The sequence below is a fragment of the Pseudobutyrivibrio ruminis genome, assembly GCF_015057245.1.
GTDB classification, from domain to species: domain Bacteria; phylum Bacillota; class Clostridia; order Lachnospirales; family Lachnospiraceae; genus Pseudobutyrivibrio; species Pseudobutyrivibrio ruminis_E.
On the sequence record NZ_SVET01000026.1, the window covers coordinates 1 to 20,281 of the forward strand.

Annotated in this window: 16 protein-coding genes; 2 read left to right on the forward strand and 14 right to left on the reverse strand. The window is 38.1% G+C overall.

Going from position 1 to position 20,281, the window contains the following annotated elements; all coding sequences use genetic code 11:
• Positions 1–144 precede the first annotated feature (144 nt).
• The 6 genes from pyk to E7274_RS13890 all read right to left on the reverse strand — a co-directional run bounded on the left by pyk (position 145) and on the right by E7274_RS13890 (position 7,317).
• Positions 145–1,560 carry a pyruvate kinase gene (gene pyk / locus E7274_RS13865; protein WP_033151523.1) on the reverse strand — a complete coding sequence of 472 codons (1,416 nt, stop codon included), beginning with the start codon at positions 1,558–1,560 and terminating at the stop codon, positions 145–147.
• Positions 1,561–1,746: 186 nt separating this feature from the next.
• On the reverse strand, positions 1,747–2,895 hold the full coding sequence (gene fucO, locus E7274_RS13870; RefSeq protein WP_044936064.1) for a lactaldehyde reductase: 1,149 nt from the start codon (positions 2,893–2,895) through the stop codon (positions 1,747–1,749).
• Between the two features lie 156 nt (positions 2,896–3,051).
• Entirely contained in the window at positions 3,052–3,603 is a 552-nt protein-coding gene (locus E7274_RS13875; RefSeq protein WP_304176732.1) for a TetR/AcrR family transcriptional regulator, read from the reverse strand.
• 60 nt (positions 3,604–3,663) lie between these two features.
• The gene (gene rhaB / locus E7274_RS13880; protein WP_304176734.1) at positions 3,664–5,037 is read right to left on the reverse strand and encodes a rhamnulokinase; all 1,374 of its coding nucleotides are present in this window, start codon (positions 5,035–5,037) and stop codon (positions 3,664–3,666) included.
• Positions 5,037–5,882 carry a rhamnulose-1-phosphate aldolase gene (gene rhaD, locus E7274_RS13885; protein ID WP_074790253.1) on the reverse strand — a complete coding sequence of 282 codons (846 nt, stop codon included), beginning with the start codon at positions 5,880–5,882 and terminating at the stop codon, positions 5,037–5,039. The genes rhaB and rhaD overlap by 1 nt, the downstream gene beginning before the upstream one ends.
• Before the next feature lie 13 nt (positions 5,883–5,895).
• Positions 5,896–7,317 (reverse strand): arabinose isomerase, encoded by a 1,422-nt coding sequence (locus E7274_RS13890; protein ID WP_097076751.1) that lies wholly within the window; start codon positions 7,315–7,317, stop codon positions 5,896–5,898.
• 160 nt (positions 7,318–7,477) lie between these two features.
• Between E7274_RS13890 and E7274_RS13895 the strand changes: the two genes are divergently transcribed.
• On the forward strand, positions 7,478–8,392 hold the full coding sequence (locus E7274_RS13895; RefSeq protein ID WP_304176737.1) for an AraC family transcriptional regulator: 915 nt from the start codon (positions 7,478–7,480) through the stop codon (positions 8,390–8,392).
• Between the two features lie 17 nt (positions 8,393–8,409).
• On the opposite strand, the gene E7274_RS13900 is transcribed toward E7274_RS13895, so the two are convergent.
• Genes E7274_RS13900 through E7274_RS13915 form a run of 4 tightly spaced genes read right to left on the reverse strand, consistent with a single transcriptional unit; the run spans position 8,410 to position 14,264 of the window.
• Entirely contained in the window at positions 8,410–10,641 is a 2,232-nt protein-coding gene (locus E7274_RS13900) for a family 78 glycoside hydrolase catalytic domain (RefSeq protein ID WP_304176740.1), read from the reverse strand.
• Complete coding sequence (locus tag E7274_RS13905; protein ID WP_304176743.1) at positions 10,631–11,491, reverse strand: sugar phosphate isomerase/epimerase family protein; 861 nt, start codon at positions 11,489–11,491, stop codon at positions 10,631–10,633. Before E7274_RS13905 ends, E7274_RS13900 begins: the two co-directional genes overlap by 11 nt.
• Before the next feature lie 5 nt (positions 11,492–11,496).
• The gene (locus E7274_RS13910; RefSeq protein WP_304176747.1) at positions 11,497–12,957 is read right to left on the reverse strand and encodes an MFS transporter; all 1,461 of its coding nucleotides are present in this window, start codon (positions 12,955–12,957) and stop codon (positions 11,497–11,499) included.
• Positions 12,958–12,968: 11 nt separating this feature from the next.
• Positions 12,969–14,264 carry a glycoside hydrolase family 1 protein gene (locus tag E7274_RS13915; protein WP_304176750.1) on the reverse strand — a complete coding sequence of 432 codons (1,296 nt, stop codon included), beginning with the start codon at positions 14,262–14,264 and terminating at the stop codon, positions 12,969–12,971.
• Between the two features lie 112 nt (positions 14,265–14,376).
• On the opposite strand from E7274_RS13915, the gene E7274_RS13920 reads away from it, so the two are divergent.
• On the forward strand, positions 14,377–15,603 hold the full coding sequence (locus E7274_RS13920) for a helix-turn-helix transcriptional regulator (protein ID WP_304176751.1): 1,227 nt from the start codon (positions 14,377–14,379) through the stop codon (positions 15,601–15,603).
• Positions 15,604–15,620: 17 nt separating this feature from the next.
• On the opposite strand, the gene E7274_RS13925 is transcribed toward E7274_RS13920, so the two are convergent.
• From E7274_RS13925 to E7274_RS13940, 4 genes are read right to left on the reverse strand one after another with little or no spacing between them, the layout of a single operon-like run.
• Entirely contained in the window at positions 15,621–16,748 is a 1,128-nt protein-coding gene (locus tag E7274_RS13925; protein ID WP_304176753.1) for a glycosyl hydrolase family 8, read from the reverse strand.
• A gap of 7 nt (positions 16,749–16,755) precedes the next feature.
• Positions 16,756–17,652, reverse strand: a complete 897-nt coding sequence (locus E7274_RS13930; protein WP_090395337.1) for a carbohydrate ABC transporter permease — start codon at positions 17,650–17,652, stop codon at positions 16,756–16,758.
• A gap of 12 nt (positions 17,653–17,664) precedes the next feature.
• On the reverse strand, positions 17,665–18,582 hold the full coding sequence (locus tag E7274_RS13935; RefSeq protein WP_304176755.1) for an ABC transporter permease: 918 nt from the start codon (positions 18,580–18,582) through the stop codon (positions 17,665–17,667).
• Entirely contained in the window at positions 18,575–20,245 is a 1,671-nt protein-coding gene (locus tag E7274_RS13940; RefSeq protein WP_304176758.1) for an extracellular solute-binding protein, read from the reverse strand. Before E7274_RS13940 ends, E7274_RS13935 begins: the two co-directional genes overlap by 8 nt.
• Positions 20,246–20,281: the final 36 nt, after the last annotated feature.

Sequence of the window (20,281 nt, forward strand, 5' to 3'; positions counted from 1 at the left end):
GAAAGAGACGCCAGCGGAGCGTCTCTTTCAAAAGGGAGAATAATGTTATGAAAAAATTGTATCTCTCTCGAGATGAGTATATATTAACTGAAATTTTTGTTCAAGTCGTGTAAAAGTTGTGAATTGTCTGTGAATTCTCAAATCTTACTGAATACTCTCTACCTTAATTGTATTTGTGTTACCTACGTTACCATCGATAGGGCCACCAGTAAGAACTACGCGGTCTCCACTCTTAAGGTTGAGCATCTGCTTAGCACGGCCAACTGCATGATAGAACATAACATCAAGTGATGTGAACTTATCAACGAGAACTGGTGTAACACCCCAGCTAAGTGCAAGCTTTCTCCAAACCTTTTTGTCTGTAGTCATAGCGATAACATCTACTGGACAACGGAAACGGCTAACACGCTTTGCTGTGTAACCAGACATTGTGCAAGCAACGATAGCCTTTGCCTCAACGTCGATAGCCATTGAACATGTAGAGTGGCAAACAGCATCTGGAATAGAAGCGATTGCGATGTCATCCTTGTGGAAACGACCATTGTAGTTGATATCGTTCTCTGTAGTCTCTGCGATTTCTGCCATTGTAGCAACAGCCTGTACTGGGAACTTACCCTGAGCTGACTCGCCTGAAAGCATGATTGCAGATGTTCCATCGTATACAGCGTTAGCAACGTCAGAGATTTCAGCACGTGTTGGACGTGGATTTGTAATCATAGACTCAAGCATCTCTGTAGCTGTAACAACTCTCTTACCAAGCTCACGAGCTCTTGTGATAAGCTGCTTCTGAACTGCTGGAAGATTTACAAATGGGATTTCAACACCAAGGTCACCACGAGCAACCATGATACCATTAGCAATTTCAAGAATCTCATCTACGTTGTCAACACCTGGCTGATTCTCGATCTTAGCGATAACTTCAACATCCTTACCACCATTCTCATCAAGGAATGTTCTAAGCTCGATCATATCCTGCTTTGTTGAAACGAATGATGCAGCGATGAAATCGATGTCGTTCTCAAGACCGAAAAGGATATCCTTCTTGTCCTGCTCTGAAAGGTATGGGCCTGACATAACCTTGTTAGGGAAGCTCATTGACTTCTTGTTGCTCATAGTACCGCCGGCTGTACACTTTGTAATAACATCGTGGCCTTTGATTTCTGTAACTTCGAAGAATACGATACCGTTGCAAACTGAAAGTACGTCACCTACGTTAAGATCCTTGTGAAGGTTCTTGTGAGTAACTGATACTCTAGTCTGATCACCTTCTACATCGTCAGTAGTGAAGATGAATGTGTCACCTTCATTAACTGTAACAGATCCATCTTTGAATGTTTTGATACGATACTCTGGTCCCTTTGTATCAAGCAAGATAGCGATTGGCATGTTGAGCTTCTTGCGGACTTTCTTAACTAAATCCATCTTCATGCCCTGCTCCTCATGATCACCATGAGAGAAATTCATTCTTGCTACGTTCATTCCGGCCTTAGCCATAGCTGTAAGAGTCTCCTCATTCATGCTGGCTGGTCCGATTGTACAAATAATCTTTGTCTTTCTCATTCTACAAAACTCCTCTATTTAGACTAAAACTTAGTTAACCTAAAAAATAAAAAAATCCTATCTATAATAGCATTAATTAAATTTTAAGTAAACATTTATCCTAATCATTTCTTATTATATATTAAAAAAAGTGTCCTGTGAAACTAATAATCACAGAACACTGTTTTTTAACTATTTGTTCATATTTTATGCCATGAGCATACGGAACATGTCAATTACCTGCTCCTTTGTAGCCTCACGAGGGTTTCCAGGGTAGCAAGCATCATTAAGAGCATCTGTTGCAAGTTGGTCTAAATCCTCTTCTTTAATCTTATCAAGAGTCTTTGGAATACCAACATCCTCAGAAAGCTTCTTAACAGCTGCAATAGCTGCGTCACGGTACTCATCCTGTGACATGTTATCAACGCCTTCTACTCCCATAGCTCTAGCAACCTCGCGAAGTCTCTCCCCAGTATACTCGCGATTGAATTCCATAGAAATTGGAAGGAACATAGCACATGCTACGCCGTGTGGTGTGTCATAGTGTGCTGAAAGTGTGTGAGCCATTGCATGATCAATGCCAAGACCAACATTTGAGAAGCCCATACCTGCAATGTACTGGCCAAGTGCCATACCCTCACGGCCTTCCTTTTTGTTTTCAACAGCATCGCGAAGATTCTTTGAAATAAGACGAATAGCCTCGAGATGGAACATATCTGTCATCTCCCATGCTGCCTTTGTTGTATATCCTTCAATTGCATGTGTAAGAGCATCCATACCTGTAGCTGCAGTAAGTCCCTTTGGCATAGAAGACATCATCTCTGGGTCAACAACTGCAACGATTGGCATATCATTTGTATCTACACATACAAACTTTCTTTCCTTTTCAACGTCAGTAATAACGTAATTGATTGTAACCTCTGCTGCTGTACCTGCTGTTGTTGGAACTGCGATAATAGGTACGCATGGGTTCTTTGTAGGTGCAACACCTTCAAGTGAACGAACATCTGCAAACTCTGGGTTTGTAATGATGATACCAATTGCCTTTGATGTGTCCATTGATGATCCGCCACCGATAGCAACAATACAATCTGCACCAGAAGTCTTAAATGCTTCTACACCATTCTTTACATTTTCGATTGTTGGATTTGGTTTAATATCTGAGTATACGCCATAAGGAATACCTGCTTTATCAAGTAAATCTGTAACCTTAGCTGTAACTCCAAATTTAATAAGATCTGGATCTGAAGCAACAAATGCTTTCTTGAAGCCATGAGCCTTAATCTCATTTACTACTTCCTGGATTGCACCAGCACCATGATAAGATGTTGGATTTAAAGAAATTCTGTTAGCCATAACAATACACTCCTTTTTTGTAACAAACATTGTGTTAAAAAAATAACACACCCTACGATTGATATTTTATCATCATAGGGTGTGTCAATATAAGTTACAGATATACGTATGTGTAACATTTTTATAAAATTCACAAATCGCTATAATAAAGGCTTTCTAGACCAATTCTATTTCTTTAAACAGCTTGTGTAACATATCTGGCATGGCATCAATCATCAAATCAGCCAGCTCTTCCTCCGACTCTTTCATACCCTTCATAAGCCACTGAACGGTCATATAAATAGATGCCTGGCAATACATCTCAAGAAGCTTTCTCATATGTTTATCAAGATTTTTACCAGTCTTCTTTCTTATCAAATCACAATAAAACTCATAAATCATTATAAAGTCATGATCCTTGAGATTGTTCTGGTCGTCCCCCTTAAAGCCTGCTGTAAAGAATAATCTCTCCTGCTTTATGTATGCAAACTTTTTAATAAGGCCTTCGCGAATGGTTTCACCCTGGCCCATTTCTTTAAAAGACTGTTCCAGCAGCCTGTCAAAGTACCAGTTTATCAGGTCGTATTTGTCGATAAAGTTGCGATAAAAGCTTTGTCTCGAAACTCCACATACATCAACTATCTGTTTGACTGTGATGTTTTCAACTGATGTTGTTTTCATGCAGGTTTTCATAGCTTCTGCAAGTTTGTATTTGATGTCTGATTTCATAATAAAACCTCCCGCAATCATTCTAAATGACTAAGGGAGGTTTTACAATTATATATGTACTTATGCCAATAGCTTTCGAAACTCCTTTAGCCCTGCCACTTCACCTGCCGCCACCATCTGGGCACCGATGTTGCCAAGGGCTGTAGCCTCTGAAGGACCTGCAACAACTGTTTTTCCTGTAGTTTCTGCTGTGAGCTTATTCAAATATCCAGCCTTTGAGCCACCGCCAACTACATTGATAATATTAAAATATTTGCCTGTAATCTTTTCTACCTCATAGCAGGCCATTTTATAACATACCGCCAGAGACTGGTAAATAACCTTTGCCAGCTCTCCTGGTGTTTCAGGAACCTTTTGTCCTTGATTTTTACAGTAATCCTTTACTGCCTCTATCATAGACTTCGGTGCAAGGAAGCATTCATCATTTGCATCCACTATAGAATCTATATCTGCCGCCTCTGCCATTTCACAAAGCTCAGCAAATGAATATTCCTGTCCTGCTGCAATCAGCTCATTTCTTACCGACTGAATCATCCATAGTCCCATGATGTTTTTAAGGAAACGGAAACGTCCTTCATAGCCACCTTCGTTGGTGAAGTTGGCCTCCATTGCCTCTTTTGTGCAGATAGCCTTCATGTTCTCACTACCTAAAAGCGACCATGTACCTGATGAAATATAAAGTACATTGTCGGATGTGTTAGGAACTGCAAATACAGCTGATGCTGTGTCATGAGTAGGTGGAAGCACAACCTTGCAGTCGAATCCCACTTCTGCCTTAACTGAATCAGTAAATGTGCCAATGCATGCGCCTGGCTGCTTAATATCACCAAACAAATCTTTGTTAAAACCTAGCATTTCAATAAGCTCGTATTCCCATTCCTTTGTATCAGGATTTAGAAGCTGTGTTGTAGAGCAATTGGTGTATTCATTCGACTTAACGCCTGTCAGCAGATAGTGCAGATAATCTGGAACCATCAAGAAGCTTTTTGCCATATCCAAATATCCATCCTTTTTATCCGCCATAAGCTGATAGATTGTGTTAAAGATAGCCTTTTGAATTCCAGTGCGCTCATATAGCTTATCCTCAGGAATGATTTTATAAACCTCTTCGTCCATTCCTGCTGTTCTGCTATCACGATATCCAAAACATGGGCGAACTACATTATCATTTTCATCTAAAAGAACATAGTCTACTGCCCATGTATCAATGCCCATTGAGGTAGGTATTTTTCCAAGCTCCTTACATTTCTTTAAGCCAATAATTATCTGTCTAAAAAGCTCCTCAATGTCCCATCTCTTATGACCATCCACCTCAATCATTCCATTGGAAAATCGATGGATTTCCTCTAAAATCACTTTGCCATCTTCAAGATGGGCAAGCATATGCCTGCCCGAAGATGCCCCAATATCTACCGCTAAATAGTAATTTACCATTATCTTTCTCCAATAATATCGCTCTTCTTTTCGTATAAGCATTCTTCATTAATCTGAACACCAAATGGTGCATTTAATGCTCTAAACTCATCTGGCTGGATTGTCTGACGCTTCTTGTTTGTCATAGAAAGAACCTTTACAAGTACCTCAGCCGCCTTTTCAACTGTATGCATAAGACCAAATGCAATATCAAAATCAGTACCGCATACAAACATACCGTGATGAGCCCAAACAGCAACATCCTTTGTTGCCATGATTTCAGATGTTGCAACTGCAATGTCTCTTCCACCTGGAACCATCCAAGGTACTACGCCAATTCCCTGTGAGAATACGATTGGGCACTCTGTAGCCATTTCCCAGATTTCTCTTGTGAAGATTTCATCCTCAAGTGGAAGAACATATGTAAGTGCAATAACATTTGTTGGATGACAATGATATACAACACGAATTTCAGCATCTCTCTTCTTGCAAACCTCAAGGTTCATAAGGTGTGATGGAAGCTCTGATGTTGGTCTGCCACCATTTACGAATCCCCATACGATTCTGTATTTGCTACCAGTCTCATCCACTTCAATGATTCCGATAGAATCAGTTGGATCGATAACTACATTTCTGAAATACTTTCCAGAGCCTGTAACAAGGAAATACTCTCCTGCTAAATCCTTAACTTCTGTTCCGATTTCTCTCCAATCTCCTGCTACAAACTCTTCCTTTACGCTGTCTACTTCCTCAGGCTTAATTCTATATGAAAGGTTTCCGCCATTGCGCTCATGCCAGCCCTGCTCCCAGCCGTCATTTGCCATTCTCATAAAACCTTCTACAAACTTTGCTTCTAATACTTTCATTTCTATTTCTCCTTTATCTAACTACTACTTCAACTGGTACGTTAAATACCTTTGCAACTTTTTTGATTGTTTCAATATGATGACCAACTGCTGCACCAAAATGATGTGTAGGGCCAGTCTCGCTCCATCTGGTTACAAACTCTGCAGCGCTGCAGCTGAATCTTGTACGCATCATTGTGTCGCCGTTCTGAAGAATCTTTCCTTCTTCGTTAACACCCTCAGCAACTACGAACTTGAAGTGACCTTCGCCATCCTGTGTGATACCAAGGTAAGTGATAGGTCCTGTAGGTGGATAGAACTGTGTAAGATATCCGCCGCCTGTCTTACCATGGAACACATCCATCATCTTCATAGTTGGCTTCTTAGCCTGTGAGATTGCTGCATCCCCAGAACCAGAATGTCCAATAAGTGTCACATCATCGTTGAAATCGATAGTGTACATTTCTGCCAACTGACCTGTGCCAGAGATAGTCTTCAAAATGCTCATTGCCATAGCAACCTTCATATCTCCTTCAACAGCACATGCTGTTCCTTGCTTGATCAACATAGAGAAGGCTGGAATAAGAAGGCTGTCCACCTTACCAGCAATTCCCTTTGCAAATCCATCATAGTGAGATGCTACGAGACCAAGCTGCTCATCCTTAACCCACTGTTCAAAGGCAACAACATACTTTGCCATTTCCCATACTTTATCTACATCGCCACCACCGACAATATCGAATGTATCTAAGATATCCTCAGCCTTTGCTTTAATAACGGCCTCGTCTGTAATATCATCTGCAATAGCCCAAATCTTTTCCCAGTCAAACTGCTTTGTATAGAGTCCCATTCTTCTGTAAAGATTTGACTCATCGATATATAAATCCATCATGCCTGGATATGGTCTTCCAATCTGGGCAATATTTGTATCTCTAAAACGACGTCGACAATTTGCTGCAAGGCACCACTCATTTATTTCTCTTGCGACATTTTCATCTCCACCTTCTACAACACCTGTGATTACAGCGCTACGCTTACCATAGCGATTAAGATCTGCCACCATTTCTCCAACTGCACCGCAGGCATAGGCTTCTCCAAGCCACTCTGCTGTACCAGCTGTATCATAATCAAGTGCCTTAAGCTTCTGTATATTTACAAGCACTACAGGAACATCCAAATCCTTTACTGCTGGAAGCATGTTGTAGCTTGTTGCATATGTAAGAAGCTGCATGAATACTAAATCTACATCTGCTGCTCTAAACTTATCTCCTGCGGCCTGTGACTGCTCCTTTGTTGTAACCACACCGCCATCGATTATTTCTACAGTGTCCGGAATTGACTTTTTAAAATCCTCAAACTGCTTTTCAAATTCTGGTACCAACGATGGAAACTGTGGTAAATATGCGCCAAGGGCGATTGAAAACACACCCACTCTTGCTTTTGTTTCTACTAACATCTTAACCCTCCTAGAACTTTATTTGCTCTTTATTTAAGCCTATAATATAATGGTTTTATTGATGTAACTAGAACAGCAGATTATATATTTTGGGACCTTATTTGACATTATGAAAAATGATATATATGAACTCCTAAACCGAATAACAGATGAGGAAAAAATGATTCTTGAAGGGGATGCCAGCATTAGAAAAGAGCTGTATACCTCTGAAGATGAATTTGTAATAGATTCGGGAAAGCTTTTGGCACAAGGCAAGCTAATCGATATTCGCCCTCACACCAGATTTGCATATTTCCCTACACATAGACACAACTATATCGAAATGGTTTGTATGCTAAAGGGTCATTTAACCACTCATTTTGTGGATGGTGAAACTTTGACTCTACATGAGGGAGATATTTTGCTTTTGAACAGACATGCCAGACATGATATTGAGCCATGCGGTAAGGATGATATTGCAATTAACTTTATTATTCTTCCTGAATTCTTTTCCCGCACACAAATTTTCTATGATAGAAATGATATTTTGAGAGATTTTATCGTAGCATCCCTTTCAGAAAGAAAAAATTATAATGACTATCTGCTCTATCATGCCAAGGGAATACTGCCTGTCGAAAACTTATTAGAGAACTTAATCTGGACCCTTACATATCACAAAAATGATATGAACACTATAGCCATGTCCACAATGGATTTGCTTCTGATGAATCTTTGTACTCTCTCATCTGATACCTTAACAGACATGAGCCGTGGCAGTAACTCAATCACAATTCAGGCCCTGGAGTATATCGATACCCACTTTGATAATGGAACACTTGATGAACTGGCTCAGCTAACAGGATACTCCACAGCCTACCTTAGCCGACTTCTAAAGCAAAATACTGGTCTGAATTTTAAGCAGCTCCTTCAGCAACGCCGCCTGCAAGAATCTGCCTACCTTCTTGAAAGTACTACCCTTACAACAGAAAAAATCATAAAAAAAATTGGCTACGAAAACTCTGCATATTTCTACAGAATCTTCGAAGCCAAATATGGTCTATCACCTAAGGAATATAGGATTAGATCTGGGCGATAAGACATATTTATAACTTATTATAATTCACAAATATATTTTCCTTGAACTATTACCTCTTCACCATTAGGCTTTATCAATTTTCCAGATAAACCATCAGGTAATTCTACACTATAAAGGCATTTGTCATCCTCATAGTGCCAACCTACTTTAATAACTCCTTTTTCGGATTTATAAGAGACTTTTGCATATTGTAGCTGTTTGCTTGGTAGTGGATTTAATACTAGTTCATCAAATGTGTATCGTAGACCACAAACACCCTCTATCAGCCACTCACAAATTGCTCCGTAGCTATAATGGTTTTGGGATGCTTTTCCATCCCATGTTTCCCAAACAGTTGTAGCGCCTTGACTTACTTCGTACAACCAACTTGGTTTTGTTTCCTGCAAAAGTAGCTTGTAAGCAGTTTCTACATAACCGTTATCAGCAAGCACTTTGCATAAAAAAGGTGTCGATAAAAAGCCTGTATTTAAATGAAAATCCATCTTTTCAACTAAAGCATTTAGTTTTTTAGCATTGATGCAAATATCTTTCTCATCTAAAAGTCCAAAAGCTATTGGCCTTACATAATCCTTTTGTCGATCAGACTCAATGATGCCATTTGAAATAAAACGGTGCTGGTATGCTTTTTTTGCGCCTTGGCTTATCTTCAAAAATTCTTTTGCATCTTCATGCTTTCCAATGATATCCGCCATTTCAGCTAAGAGCCTTGCAGAGTAGCTTAAATAAGCAGTTGCCACGCCACTCTTACCTTTCATATCTACTCCACTTGCAAATTCTACATCTGGTTCAGCCCATTCACCATAATCAAGTCCTGTTGTAACGTCATAAAAACTGTCTAAACTGCCGCTAAGAAGTTTTTTTATACAGCCTTTTTTTGCTCTTTTTCTGAGAAACATGAGCCACTTTTTCATTGCCTCATAGTTTTCACGAATAATCGACTGCTCTCCATATCTCTTATACAACGTGTGTGTAACAATAATAATTGCATCTCCCCATCCAGCAGATGCAGATAAAAGCTTTCCAAAGAAACTTTCCTCATTGTTTCTTGGTACGATATTTCTAACAGCTCCAGATTTATATTGATTTGCTCTGCAACTTGCCAGCCATTTTTCATAAATTCGTCTACAATCCATTAAATATAGACCAGTATTTACGAAAATCCCTGCATCACCAGTCCAACCTGCTCTTTCCCTAGTCGGACAATCCGTTGGTATATCACAGAAATTTCCCTTCATGCTCCACATTGCATTTTTGAACAACGTATTGAGCTTTTCATTGCTTGACTCAAAGCTTGCTGTTTCTTCCATATCTGAATACACAGCAATTGCCTCAAACACTGCATCCTCTAATGAAATATCTGTTTCTATTAAACAATATCTGAATCCGAAAATAGAAAAATGTGGTTTGTAAGTATTTTTGCCATCATGAGCTGTATACTCAATTCTTTGAAAAATACCACCTTCTTTGTGACGTTCTCCAGGTTGAAAATTTTCAATAGTAAACTCACCATTTTCATCTAGTGTTTCACCATGAGTTAATATGATTTTTTGACCAGACTTTGCATTAAATGTCATCTGAACATATCCTGCAATATTTTGACCAAAATCTATGACTGTTTTTCCAGATGGAGTTTTTATTTGCTTTCCCTTAAATCTTTCCTTCTCAACAATATGAGGATTATCTGTAAATATTAGATTGTTAAAGGAATAGTTCTTCTCGTATACATGTGATTTGTTTTCTTGTACGGTTTTAGAACAATCAATCACTTCTCCCTGGCACATATCAGCAGACACTATTTCAGAATGAGGATAAGTCTCCCATGTATCATCAGTTTTCACAATAATAGTATCTTCCGAAGAAATCCACGCCAAAAGTCCAATATGGGTTCCAAAAAGATTCCTTGCGCCAGTAACACCTGCTGCACTTCTATACCAGCCATCTCCAAGCAATACCTTAATAGTATTATTGCCTTCCCTCAAAAGACCTGCAACGTTATATCTTTGAACATATAGTTCCTTTTCATATTCCGATGTGCCTGGAGCAAAAACAAAGTCTCCTACTCTGTGATTATTGATATATGCCTCATAACATCCATGGGCTGTGATAAATAGTTCCTCGTTACCATTTATAGTTTTTACATCAAAAGACTTTTCCACCCACTTTGGTCTTTGTCTTTTTTCTGTATCAATTTCCTTTTCTGGTTCTATCCAATGTACTAGATTCGATTTTAATATTTCACTATTTTTCATAAATATAATTCTCCTGCAAAAACGCTATGCTTTTCTCCAAAGATTCAAGAGGATTATTGTTAATCCAATTTCTATGACTTTCGAGAATTATTGCATCTGCATTTTTTATACAATCCAAACTAAGAATCTTTTTTAATGGCATATTTCCATATCCTAACTCTATGGAATCTGATTTAAGTATTGGAGTAATTGGAGCTTTTTTAACTCTTGAGCCTCTATCATTGATATGATATAAGACCAACCTATCATTAAGCTGCTCCATTATAGGAATAATTTCAACACCAGCTTCTGCAGGCCAATATGAATCAAATTCTACCTTAACCAAATCAGGATCCGTATCCTTAAGTATCATTTCATATGCCGTATATTTATTATCAACCTTCAAAAATTCCACATTATGGTTGTGATATAGTAATTGCAAATCTGATTCATGTAGTCTCGCGCCTACTTTGTCCAATCTTTTTGCTAAAGACTTTACATTATCATAATTGCCATAATCAAATCTGTACATTCCAGTTATTACTATTTTGTTTGTGTCTAATTCTCTCGCCTTTGAAATAACTTCATCAATTCTATTTTCCAAACTTCCTAAATCGGCATGAAGACTAGTAGCTTTAAGTCTACTTTCCTTTAACATATCGGGCCAATATATATTGGCCCCCTTACCAACAGGCATCCCTGCCATTTTTGTAAGCAATCTAACTATAAGTGGCGTGTCCTCAATCATAAATAGATTCAATTCTATTCCATCGTAACCAACCTGTTTTATTCGTTTCAAAGTACTTAATGTTGTCTTCTCATCTTTACATGCCGATCCAATCATTATCTGTTGCACAGCTAAATTATTCATTACTCTTATTTCACTTTCGCTTTCTGTTCTGCTATCTTTTCCTGAATCCTTACCATTTCTTCTTTAGATATAGGAGAAAGCTTCATTGCAAATAGATTACAAATCCAACCAATAAATGGTAATCCAATATATATGAATATTGTCATATTTTTAATTGCAAGACTTGGTGTATCTGTTGGCTGTGGCATTGTTGATGTATAGCCAATTAAAGCTATAAGTGTAGTTGCCAAAACTGCACCAAGGGATGAAAGAATACGATCAAAGAAATTGTATGTTCCTGTAACAACCGCAGGCATATATTTTCCTGAACGGGCCATTTCATAATCAATCACATCCCCACTCATAGAAGATGTGGCAGTTGTCACACACATCTTTGCACCATTAACTAATAATGTAATTACAAAGAATATAGCAGTTGGAAGTATTTCAACAGTAACCGTTCTCATATCCACAATATACATGAATGCAGCTAGTAATAAGGAAAACGCCATACTTATTCCTGTCCAAAAATAAAGTGCTTCCTTGCTACCATGTTTACCTGCATATCTTGCGCCAAAAATAGCAAAAGCTATAGAAGGTAGCATAGCAACAACATTTAATATTGTAGATAATTGCATGTTTCCAATTAGAATACCAAATAACATTGTAGTAATAATAGATTGACTAGCAGTCTGCTGTGCTAGCTTGTCAGTAGCTCCAGCCACAATGTACATTTGTAAAGCCTTGTTCGATTTCAAAAGCTTTATCATATCCTTAATTTTCACCTTTTCACTTGCGCCCTGACTATCTGCACCAAAATTTTCTGGCTTATCAGCCTCTGATATACCAATACAAGCAAGTATCGTAAATACGAATGATATAATAATTGTCACTGTAGCGCATGCCGCGAGCATCTCTACTGTGTATTCATTGTTGTATTTAGGTAGCAAAACAACAGTAAAAAATACAGTCATTATCATTGGTGCAAAATAATTATAAACTGTTCCCCACACACCAACGATTGGTCTTTGCTTTGGATCATTTGTCATAACAGGTCCAGCAATCATACCAGCAACATTATTCATCGTATATCCCACAATGTATATTAGATACATCACAGTAAAAAGAATAATTCCATGGCCTTTGCCTGAGCACCATATATAAAGCATAAAAATTGCCAAACTTTCTAAACCCCAGCCAGCAAGCAAAAATAAGCGAATTTTTCCAAATCTTGTCATAGTCTTATCAATTAACATAGCTATGAACGGATTAATGAATCCATCAAATATTCTTGTAGCGGTCAATAAAAATCCAACAAGAGCAGTTGCAATTCCATAACCTACATTAGCCACATAACTTGCATATGTTAAAAGCATATAAAAACACATTGCTCCACCTGAGTTAATTGTTGTAAGCGCAATTTGCCAATTCTTTGCTTTTCTATAAATATCTTTTTCTTCCATATTAGATGTTAAATTCGATGTCATAATAAACCTCACTACTTTTCAATAAAACTGCCAAGAACCTTTAGGCTGTTTTTTGGTGTTCTTTCCATTGTATTTCTGTCTACAGAGATTAATCCAAATGTCATTGAAAATCCCTTCTGCCATTCAAAATTATCCAGTAATGACCATGCAAAATATCCCTTTAGCTTTATGCCTTCTTCAATGCAATTTTTAAGACCTGACATAGCCTCTTTTATAAACTCACATCTTCGGTCATCATCCGCTGTTGCTATTCCATTTTCAGAAACAATTAAATTTCCCTTAAATTCTTTAGCGCATTTTCTAACAACATTTACAATTCCCACTGGATAATCTTCATATCCCATCTGTGTTTTGGGTCCTGTTTCAAGTGTTGGATTTGCCCCATTTGCATCAAAAAGCTTTCTTGTATAACACTGAACGCCTAAGAAATCGTCGTTTTTGATATATGGCAAATAATGCAAAAATTCACTATCCCATGCTTCCTTCGCATACTCTTCGCCGCCCTCTACACACTGAATATCATGAAGAGAAAGTGTTAAACCGACCTGAATATTTGAGTCAATATTTTTTATTGCAGCTCTGGCAGCATTATGTGCTTTCATTACAAGTAAATCGCCTTCTTCCGATGCTTGGGATACAAAATTTGCAACTTTCCTTGGATCAGCAACATTGAAAGCTTTTGCAGTTTCCATCATAGACATCATCATCTGAGATTGATTCTGCGAAAGATTAACTCCAACCTGTACTGAACCCTCCTGATTTTGTACTTCTGACTGTTTTGCCATTCTTCCCATAATGTCTTTAATCAAAAACGCCATTTGAAGTCTCATGTTTGCTTCATTAATGGTGCACACATATCTGACCTTGCCAGCTATATGTTCTGTTACATATTTTGCATATCTCTCAAAGTAGTAAACCACTTCAGGCGCTTCCCAGCCCCCTTTAGTTATCAGCCAAGCAGGTGATGTAAAGTGATGATAAGTTACTACTGGCTCAATTCCATTTTCTTTGCAATAATCAATCACCTGAATGTAATGATTCATTTCTTGTTCATCCCATTGTCCCTCGGTTGGCTCTATTCTTGCCCATTCAATGGAAAATCTATATGCATTTAGTCCTGCCTGCTTTAGCAAATCTATATCTTCTTTGTATCTGTTATAGTGATCCACTGCCAATCCAGATTTTTCAGCAAACATAGAATGCTCTATATTCTCCATAACCCAATAATCACTATTTGTATTGTTCCCCTCAACTTGATGAGCCGCTGTAGCTGCTCCTAACATAAAATCTTTTTTAAATAGCTCCATATCGTAGCCCCCCATTTCTTATTATGGGTTAATTATATTTGACAGCAGGATATACAAATAATAGAATTGTACATATTTTATTAAAATTGTACACTACAAAAGGAGAGCGCTAATGTCACACAGATTACAGCTATTAGAATCCCTACAATCTACAATCAACATTCCTTTTTGCATCTACAATAGCCACACTGAAATCTCCTATTCCATTCCAGACATTCCTATGCCTAGCTTAATGAAATATGTGGTCACAAGATTTAATAATGAGGAGCACGATATGGATACCCCTCTAATCATTATTGAAGAACCTTCCATTTTTATAGCCATTTCTAAGCTATCCGACTACAGTTTTCTAATTCTTGGCCCTTCTTTACCTCAAGAACATAGTGATGAATTTATAAATCACTTTTTCTTTGGCAAACCATATAGTAAAGACAAAGATGCAATTAAGCTAAACATAAAACAAAGTAAGCTTATTTCTATTGAAGAGTTAAAAAATGCCCTTTGCCTAGCCTACTTTATCAATACTGCTAAGGAGCTAGACAAATCAAATATCTTAGTTGATGAAATCATAGCTTCAAATGAACCCTTAGATAATCTTCAATCACTTCTTGAAGTAAATCATCTTGAACCCGACGATAAAGATTACAGTAGCCCTGAATCTATCAACAACAACCTATACTCATATTTCGCAATGGACGGAATTCCAGTCATGGAAGACCTATTTAAAAAATTTTCAGAGCCAAATCAATATTCATTTACAAAAATGTCATTAGATCACGATCGGCAAACAAAATATGTATTTATGGTCGTTGCCAACAAAATTTGTCAGGAAGCAATACGCAGTGGTGTTGGAGAAGATGCTATAAATGTGATTGCTGAGATTATTTGTCAAAGGGTTGACTCAGCACCAACTTATTTTGATGTAAGACCATATTATGTAGAACTTATTGCCGCAATCTCAGAAGTTGTAAATAAACAATCTACAAATAAAAAAGGCTACTCCCCTATGATTTCGAATTGTGTCTCTTACATCAATTCACATGTACAGAAAAAACTAAACTTATCTGTACTATCGGAAATATGCAATGTTTCCGAGCGTTGGCTTTCCAAATGCTTTAGAAAAGAGGTCGGTATGTCTATTCCTGATTACATAAATAATATTAAGCTTCAAAGAAGTACCCAATTACTTCTGTATTCAAATGCAACTATTGAAGAAATATCGGATTTTTTCAGCTTTTCGAATCAAAGCTATTACTCGAAATTATTTAAAGAAAAATATTCCTGCACCCCATTGGAGTACAGGAATAATAAAAGTATAGATAACCCAGCTCACACCTAGTGTAAGCTGGGTCTTTTTTACCACATTTTATATTTTCCACTTAGTGCCAGCATAGCAAACATGTACAAGCAATTGTCATAATATCTTCTATCACCCGTTCTAAGTGGAGTGTTCCAAAAATCTTCTACTGCTTTGAGACTCCACTGATTGTCAGAAGCTAAGCTTGCCTGAGCAATTGTAGCAGTGAGTCCCACTGGATGAAGTGCTTTGCCTTCAATAGGGGTGCCGTCTATTGCATAGATTCCACGGTTGTTTTCTTCTGGCAGTGTGTAGAAGAAGTTTTGCAGATTGTTTGCTGTATTTCTACTCCACTGTAAAAAGTCTTTGTCTTCCGTATCATCTTTTGTCCATTCATAATTCAAGCCTATATTTGCAATAGTTCTGTAGGCATCACTGTAAAACCAATCATGTCTACCACCAAAGTTTCCATCATCAGGATATGGTGTTCCGTCGTAAAAGCTATACTCTGGAGAAAGTCCAGTTGATGGATGGCATGCTATCCTGAGGAAATCTCTGCTTGCCTGTGCTGCCTTCCTCCAGAATTCTTTATCCTCTGGATAACAGTTTTCGGCAAACAACTCGTAAAAATGAGGCAGATGATATGATGGATCTGTAAACTCTAAGCCTGGCACAAACTTGATTAAGCCATCATCACTCCACATGTTGTGACCACCGTAAAGCTCTTCGTGATGAATACAGGTTTTCAGAAGTTCCTTCGCCATCTGGCTATAGTTATATATTCCAGTCCCATCTCCCCATCTATGGCTTGCAAAAATAAGAGCCATAGCGAAAAATTCCTCACCATCTGGAGCTGGGCCATCAGAGAATTTCTCGCCATTAGTCCCTATGGACCAGGCAAAATAGCCTTTATTTTCTCCCTGGCTCAAATACATGTTTGTCATGGCCCAGTTCCAAAGTTGATCAAACTCCTTCTTCTTATCCATCTGAACGCAAATCATCATGCCATATGAAATGCCTTCAGTTCTGGTGTCGTTGTTTCCTGTGTCAACAAGATACCCCATAGTCTGATCATCAGTTGTGTAAAAGAATTTGTCATTGCCATAGAAAATCTCATTAAATGTCTCTTCTACTCTGGCATTTATTTCTTCACCTGTTTTTCCTATTTCTAAAAATACATTTCTCATAATGCCTTTATTCCTTTACGCCTCCAAGTGTCAGTCCAGTTACGAAGTATTTCTGAAGGAATGGATAAATGCAAATTATAGGAAGCATTGTGATAATTGTCGCTGCTGCTCTAACGGATGTTGGAGTTACGGAACCGTTAGAATTCTTCATAGACTCAGCAGACGAGCTTTGGTTGGTTACAGAAGAAAGGAGTTTCATTAATTCGTACTGCAATGTTGTTAAGTCATCACTCATTCTGTTATAAAGCATTGCATCGAACCAAGAGTTCCACTGACCAACAGCTACGAAAAGAGCGACAGTTGCGTAAACAGGCTTGCACAGAGGTGATATTATCTTTAGGAAAATTGTTGTATAGCCCGCTCCGTCCAACTGTGCCGACTCTTCCAAACTATCTGGAATACCCTTCATGTAGGTTCTAATAACAAGCATGTTAAAAGCAGAGATCATTCCTGGAATCACATAAACTGCAAAACTGTTTGTTAGACCAAGTGACTTATATAGGAGAAAGGTTGGAATAAGTCCGCCATTAACATACATTGTTATTACCCAAAATAAGGATACTTGTTTGGCAAATATAAAATCTTTTCTACTTACAATAAATGCTAATATCGCATTTGATACTAAAGCTAAAAGTGTTCCAATAATTGTTCTTGCAACAGTAATAAATGCACCTGTTATCAGATTATCTTTCTGAAGTACTGTGGTGTAATTTTTCCAAGTAAATACACGTGGCCATAAATAAATTCCGCCTCTTAATGCATCTGTACCGTCGTTCAAAGAAATTGCTAAAGTATTCAATACCGGATAAAGAGTGATTACTACGAAAGCAATCATGAAAATTGTATTGAATATTCTAAAGGCCAAATCGGCACCAGAAATCTTCTTTCTCTTTTTCTTATTCATTGCCTAGCCCCCTTAGAATAATCTTTCTTCACCATGTCGTTTTGCAATTCGGTTACAAATTACAATCAACACTATACTTACTACACTCTTGAAAATACCTGCTGCAGTACCGATTGCATAATCGCCCTGGCTGATACCCCATTTCAATACATAAATATCAATTGTCTGAGATACGTTTATAACAAGACCATTTCCAAGTAAGTACTGAATTTCAAAGCCTGCATTCAATACATTTCCGATATTCATCAGAAGTAAAATCATGATTGTAGGTTTAATACCTGGCAAAGTAACATGCTTGATTTTTGCCCATCTTCCAGCTCCATCGATTGCTGCAGCCTCATACAAAGAAGGATCAATAGCTGTGATTGCTGCCAAATAGATAATGGCGTTCCATCCTGTTTCCTTCCATACATTTGCAAAGGCAACGATTGGCCAAAAGTATTTTTCATGTGCAAAAAAGTTGATTGGCTGTTCCACTAAATTAAAGTTTAAAAGCAACTGATTAATAATTCCTGTTCCTGAAAGTGCATCATGAAGAATTCCTGTAACAATAATCCAAGAAAGGAAATGTGGAAGGTAAGAAATTGTTTGAACAACCTTTTTGCCACCTTGGCAGGCAATCTCATTTAGCAAGATTGCAAATAAGATTGCCATGAAAAATGTTACAGCCAAGTTGATAACACCCATTGCAAGGGTATTTCTAATTACTCTCAAAAATGTGACATCAGAGAACAAGCGAATAAATTTATCAAAGCCTATAAACTTGGAATGCAATAGTCCAGTTACTGGTTTGTAATCCTGAAATGCCATTACCCATCCTGCAAGAGGTAGATAATAGAATACAACTCCATATACAACTATTACTGCAGCCCATATCAAAAGTACCTTTTGATGTTTTAATTGTGTTAGGCTAATTGATTTTTTATTCATACTTAGCAGCCTCTTCTATTCTTCTATCAAGCTCTGTCTGCATCTCAGAGAGGAAATCCTCTGGATGACATGCATTGTATGCTTCCATGTACTCATCCCAGGCGGCATCGAAATCGTCAGCCATTACAACCTTTGGAAGATACTGGTGTTTTGTCTCACCCATAAGTGTCCAAGCTGTACCACCTGGTGTTGATGTTGTCATTGAATTTGAGAATGTGTACATTGGATACCATGGTCCTGGTGCTGGAGATGTACCAAGCATTTCAACATATGTCTTCACACCATATGCTGCAAAACAATTTTTTACAGAATCTGAAAGTCCATCATAGAACTCATCTTCCTGACCATCAGGTCTCATAGCATTCTTTCCATCACGGCTAGTGCCTACCCACTGTGGGAAATATGAATATGAGCATAAATGTGATGCCTTGTATGCTGTATCTGACGCATTGTTTCTCATTTCCTGTGTACGAGAGAACATACCGTCATCACCTACAACGTAATCTACACCTTCTACACCCCAGAATCTAAGGTCATGTACTTCCTGTCCCAAAAGATCATTTACAAACTGAAGTGCGCCTTCAACATCTTCGCAGCTAGTTGTAATTGCAAGACCTGAAGAAACGTTTAACTCTCCGCCTGAATTGTGCCACTGATTTGTAATGCTTTCATCAATAGTTATTGGTAGAGGAACGTATTGACATCCCTGCTTATCAAGACCTGCTGACTTAATAGCATCTTCTGCGTTATATGCAAAATCCCACCACTGGTCAATCATACCAAGAACACGACCTGTAGAAAGCTTTGCGATGTACTCATCATATGTCTGTGTGAATGACTCCTGATCTACGATACCCTTCTTGTACTCTTCATTTAACTTCTTGAAATATGCAACAGCTGTATCAGTTGTATTGTAATCGATAATCTTTTGTGTTTCTGGGTCTACGATTACAGAACCATCATTTGGATAACCATCAAGGAACTGTGGTGCATTTTCCAAACAGAAGTATCTCCAGTCATCGCAAAGGATTGTGTAAGGAATATTCTCTGTACCATCTTCCATTGTTGGATTAGCTTCGTTGTATGCTTCAATTAAATCGAAGTACTGATCCATTGTGCGAACTTCTGGATATCCTGCCCACTCAAGCACTCTTGTCTGAATCCAAAAAGCCTCACCGTTTTGTGTACATTCTCTTTCTTCTCCATAGATGTTTGTGAACTGTGGAATCCAGTAAATATGTCCATCATCCTGTCGAATAGCATCCCACTCCTGATCTGTGAAGAATTCCTTAATATTTGGATATTTGTCAATATAATCATCAAGTGCAACTAATGCTCCAGCTTCATATAACTGAACAGAACCATTACCACCATCAATAAAATCTGGATACTCGCCACCAGCAATAAATGTTCCTACAGCCTCCTCAGCTGTCTGTCCTGTAAGCCAAGTCTCTTTTACCTTGCAACCTGTCTTTTCAGCGATAAGCTGCTGAACCTCATTGTCATCATTAATTTCTGTACCTGGAACTGCAAAGAATGCCGTGAATTCTTTGATTCCATCTTCGTTAACTGCTCCGCCATGTCCTGCTGTTTTGCCGCATCCAGCCAACATAGAGGTAAGCATTGTAGTAATTAATAATGTGCTTACTACTCTTTTTTTCATATAAACCCTCCTTTTATTCGGGAACCTTTCTCCCTC

Bases quoted from the DNA above. Each gene is read 5' to 3' on its own strand.
- pyk (WP_033151523.1), bottom strand. From the start codon at position 1,560: ATGAGAAAGACAAAGATTATTTGTACAATCGGACCAGCCAGCATGAAT.
- fucO (WP_044936064.1), bottom strand. From the start codon at position 2,895: ATGGCTAACAGAATTTCTTTAAATCCAACATCTTATCATGGTGCTGGT.
- E7274_RS13875 (WP_304176732.1), bottom strand. From the start codon at position 3,603: ATGAAATCAGACATCAAATACAAACTTGCAGAAGCTATGAAAACCTGC.
- rhaB (WP_304176734.1), bottom strand. From the start codon at position 5,037: ATGGTAAATTACTATTTAGCGGTAGATATTGGGGCATCTTCGGGCAGG.
- rhaD (WP_074790253.1), bottom strand. From the start codon at position 5,882: ATGAAAGTATTAGAAGCAAAGTTTGTAGAAGGTTTTATGAGAATGGCA.
- E7274_RS13890 (WP_097076751.1), bottom strand. From the start codon at position 7,317: ATGTTAGTAGAAACAAAAGCAAGAGTGGGTGTGTTTTCAATCGCCCTT.
- E7274_RS13895 (WP_304176737.1), top strand. From the start codon at position 7,478: ATGATTCTTGAAGGGGATGCCAGCATTAGAAAAGAGCTGTATACCTCT.
- E7274_RS13900 (WP_304176740.1), bottom strand. From the start codon at position 10,641: ATGAAAAATAGTGAAATATTAAAATCGAATCTAGTACATTGGATAGAA.
- E7274_RS13905 (WP_304176743.1), bottom strand. From the start codon at position 11,491: ATGAATAATTTAGCTGTGCAACAGATAATGATTGGATCGGCATGTAAA.
- E7274_RS13910 (WP_304176747.1), bottom strand. From the start codon at position 12,957: ATGACATCGAATTTAACATCTAATATGGAAGAAAAAGATATTTATAGA.
- E7274_RS13915 (WP_304176750.1), bottom strand. From the start codon at position 14,264: ATGGAGCTATTTAAAAAAGATTTTATGTTAGGAGCAGCTACAGCGGCT.
- E7274_RS13920 (WP_304176751.1), top strand. From the start codon at position 14,377: ATGTCACACAGATTACAGCTATTAGAATCCCTACAATCTACAATCAAC.
- E7274_RS13925 (WP_304176753.1), bottom strand. From the start codon at position 16,748: ATGAGAAATGTATTTTTAGAAATAGGAAAAACAGGTGAAGAAATAAAT.
- E7274_RS13930 (WP_090395337.1), bottom strand. From the start codon at position 17,652: ATGAATAAGAAAAAGAGAAAGAAGATTTCTGGTGCCGATTTGGCCTTT.
- E7274_RS13935 (WP_304176755.1), bottom strand. From the start codon at position 18,582: ATGAATAAAAAATCAATTAGCCTAACACAATTAAAACATCAAAAGGTA.
- E7274_RS13940 (WP_304176758.1), bottom strand. From the start codon at position 20,245: ATGAAAAAAAGAGTAGTAAGCACATTATTAATTACTACAATGCTTACC.